Here is a 3,920-nt window from a genome sequence, read left to right as displayed (position 1 = left end):
CATGTGTATGGCAAGGCTATTATTTATGATAATGCCTATGTTTATGACAATGCTAGGGTTTATGAAAACGCGCGTATAGCAAATGACGTGCATGTTTTTGAAAATGCTCATATTCATGGCATTGCTGTTATTCGTGAAAATGTCGCTGGGTCTACTAAGATAAAAACTTACACTGAACGGCTTTCCCCTTTTGGTGAACTAGAGATTGTCTGGGTCTAATTAATAAAGCTGTGTAAATGAAAGGACAGGCGCGGCGGGGGCGCCTGCTTTCCAACCAAATTTTTCCATTCCAAATTTTAGAAAACGTTGATCACATTAGATTGTGAGGGTATCCCTATGTGCAAAAAATATGAATTAACCAGTGAAATCAAAAAAATCAAACATGCTCTTACTCGAAATATTACAAGCCTTTATCGCATTAAAGCATTAAAAGACTTTGCTGATGTAAAGACGGGTGCATTGGGGGGTTTTATTGAAAAGGAAGTCAACCTATCCCATGATGGCAATTGCTGGGTCTATGATGAGGCTTGTGTCTATGGTCATGCCCGTGTTTATGATAATGCAAAAATACGGCATTATTCGCAAGTCTGTGGTCTAGTTTATGGCAATGCCGAGGTCTATAGCAAGGCTTTTATCTCTCAATATGCAAAGATTTATGACCATGCCTTTGTCTATGGTAATGCTCATGTGTATGGCTATGTTTATGGCAATGCTCATGTGAGTGGTGCTGCCCGCGTTCTTGCTGATGCTCATATTTATGACCATGCCCATATTTCTTATGATGCTACGGTTTTTAGTTATGCACGCGTCTATGGGCATGCCAAGGTTTCTGGCTCTGCTTGCATTTATAGCCATGCAAAAGTTTATAATTATGCTGTTATTAATGGTCGTGCAAAAATTTATGGCAAGGTTTATGACAATGCGCGTGTGAGTGGCTCTTGTGAGGTTTATGGATCTGTCTATGGCAATGCAAAAATTTCACATTGTGCAACAATCTGGGGGCGTGCTTATGGCAATGCAAAGCTCAATAAAAGGAGCAAAGTAAGGTTGGTTCCAAAAAATTGTGAGGTTTATGAAAAGGATAATGTCGTCAATATAACTGATAAAACAGAATAAAAACAGGTATGGGGCGCCTGCTTTTATGGCTATAAACGCATTATAAAACGCATTGCTATAAACATATCATAAAAGAGAGAATTCAAAAAGAAAGCCGTACCAACTGATATGACGCGGCTTTCAAATAAAAGATTCTAATGATTAAAATTAATCACTCATAATGGAGTAATGAAACCTATATACAAAACGTATTCATATCGCAAGCGTTTTAGTCTCTTGATTAAAACTTATCAAACAAATCAAAACGCTTGGTAGGTTTCTCAAGATAATCAAAAGAAAATGCCTCTTAAACAAATGTCTTTTTAAAAACGTTCTTTTTATATTTGCAAACGTTGGTTTTCAAAACAATCTCTCATAAGACAAATAAAACCGCCTTTATTAAACACAAGGCTTTAAAAACTGTTATAAACATCAGTTTTAGACGTTTAAATGTACATTTAGAAAGGCTTTCATAATAAGCGTATTTTTAATAAAACTCCTTTGCAAATTAATCGCTCTATATTTGGCTAGCAAAATTAACCACCCTAATTAGGGGGGCGTTATCTTAGAATAGAGCATTCTTTAAACAGGGTAGCTTTTGTCTAAAAATTTAGAAAATCCCATGCCTTATGATGTTATAACGGTTTTGAAGTTTATTTGCTTATAGTTTCGTATTTTTAAGTTGCAACTTTTAAAACATTTTTTGCTCGCTTGCGTTATGTCATTCATAAAGGCTTTCGATTTCATAAGACATAAAATGCCTCTCTATCATTTTATAAATTTTTAGAAAGCGTTTTAAAAGTGATCTTGTCTTTAAATCCTTTTATGCAATCTTTAAAATGTTCGGTGTTATGACGATGCTGTTATAACAACTCTCTATTTTGCGCTCGCCAAATTTGGCGAACGTTAATTTACTCTTTTATGTGATTAACAATCCAATTTTTGAAACAAGATGCGATCTTAAACGTATGTTATTGATGATTTCAAACGACTAAATTTTAAAACAATGTGATTTGTGCTATGATAAAAACGTATCATAAGATTTATAAACTATTATGAATGATATCTGCTTTTCATTTCACTGAATGCACCCATGCAGTATAATATTTGCACCATGATTTGCTTTTTATGGTCTATTCATACATGCCAATCTTCTATAAAAAATGGTCAATGCTTTCCACGTTATATTTACGAAGACACTCCAGTTTCAAAGAATAAAAACAAAAAACAATCCCATTTATTTACAGAAGACAGCACAACAGCTGGTTTACAACGACGTGATGCTATTACTGATGAAGGATTAACACATTTTAAAGCTGCTTACCCTAATGAAACCATAACAAAAGATGATCTATTCTATTACGTTTATGGAATTTTGCATTCGGAAGATTATCGCTCTCGTTATGCTGATAATTTATGCAAAGAATTGCCTCGTATTCCTTGCGTAAAAACTGCTGATGACTTTTGGAAGTTCGTAACAGCAGGGCGTGAATTGGGTCATCTGCACGTGAATTACGAAAGCATAGAACCTTATCCTGTGACCTTTAAAAAGGGTAATCCAAAACAGACAGAGATCTCTAATCCTGAAAAATTCTATTACGTGACTGAAATGAAATTCGCAAAAGCAGCTAAAGAGAAAGATAAATCAACGGTTATTTACAATGGCAATATCACAATAACAGACATCCCTCTTGAAGCTTATGAGTATATCGTCAATGGTAAACCCGCTCTTGAATGGGTTATGGGGCGTCAATGCGTTAAGACTGATAAAAAGAGTGGCATTGTGACTATGCTATTGAAACCGTTGGCAACCCTGCTTATCCATTGGAATTGTTTCAAAGGGTTATTACCGTAATTTAGAAACCATAAAAATCGTGAAAAAACTACCAAAATTGGAAATTAGAGAAACTGAATAACTTAAAAACATGCTCACATACTGGGTATGATAAACGCATAAGGGGTATAGAGCTTATAACCATAATCTATATCTCTTTTGTGAAGTTGATTAGATACAATCCTAATATGCATTATTCTAAAAGATAAGGCTTGCATTTTTAAACACTGTACTTTGGATTGCCTTTAAAAGATTATATCGTAATCTAAAATGACAATCCTTTTCAAAAGCTTTGTTTAAAGAGAGTTATGTATATTCATTTTCTTATATTACTTATAGGTTTTGTCGGTTCTTAAAACCCCCAAAACCCCTACAAAACCCTTTTAAATATATATTATAGATTGTATTTACGTATTGCATATCATATAAGTTGTTTAGTTAAAACATTAACATATTGAAATATCGTAACTTTTATTTTAGATTCAAAAAAATAAAATAATATCTATAAAAAGCACCCCCAAAACCCCCAAAACCCTCGAAACTCATAATTATAATGATCTTGATAGCATTTCTTATGAGTTACAAGCTATCTTTTGAAAGCTTTAAAGGATCATACGCTTTTTATAAGATACGCTTTCATTACTCACTAAAATAATCACTTTTGTCAGTTTAATTTACTGACACATAACTGACAGGTTTTAATCAATTCATATCATTGGTTATCTTTAAAGATTGTACTCTTGATATGAGTTGTGTTTTAAAGAAATTAACCTATTGAAATATAATGTTTTTAGTTTTTACGCATTTAAAAAAAATAATAGAGGGTCTAAAAGGAACTGACAAAACTGACACAACTGACAAAAGCCTATTAAAAGGGATTTTACTGATCCCTATAATTATCAGTTTCTATTGAAATGTTTTCATAAGTGTTTTCATAACAGTCTATAAATCGTAATTATCCTATATCCTATTTATCGTTTCTCTTATGAAA

At 33.1% G+C, this 3,920-nt stretch carries 1 protein-coding gene and 2 pseudogenes; all 3 read left to right on the top strand.

Features of this window, described 5'->3' with window-relative positions; all coding sequences use genetic code 11:
• A pseudogene (locus MCY_RS05695) lies at positions 1–219 on the top strand (hypothetical protein); the annotation flags it as partial.
• A 117-nt stretch (positions 220–336) separates the two neighbouring features.
• Positions 337–1,116 carry a hypothetical protein gene (locus MCY_RS05690; protein WP_007347421.1) on the top strand — a complete coding sequence of 260 codons (780 nt, stop codon included), beginning with the start codon at positions 337–339 and terminating at the stop codon, positions 1,114–1,116.
• 1,132 nt (positions 1,117–2,248) lie between these two features.
• Positions 2,249–3,011: pseudogene (locus tag MCY_RS05685) on the top strand (type ISP restriction/modification enzyme); the annotation flags it as partial.
• Between the last annotated feature and the right edge of the window lie 909 nt (positions 3,012–3,920).

The organism is Bartonella rattimassiliensis 15908 (genome assembly GCF_000278215.1).
Lineage (GTDB): Bacteria > Pseudomonadota > Alphaproteobacteria > Rhizobiales > Rhizobiaceae > Bartonella > Bartonella rattimassiliensis.
Note: the sequence above shows the minus strand (reverse complement) of the source record. Positions and strands in the feature narration are given on the sequence as shown.

Bases quoted from the DNA above. Each gene is read 5' to 3' on its own strand.
- MCY_RS05690 (WP_007347421.1), top strand. From the start codon at position 337: ATGTGCAAAAAATATGAATTAACCAGTGAAATCAAAAAAATCAAACAT.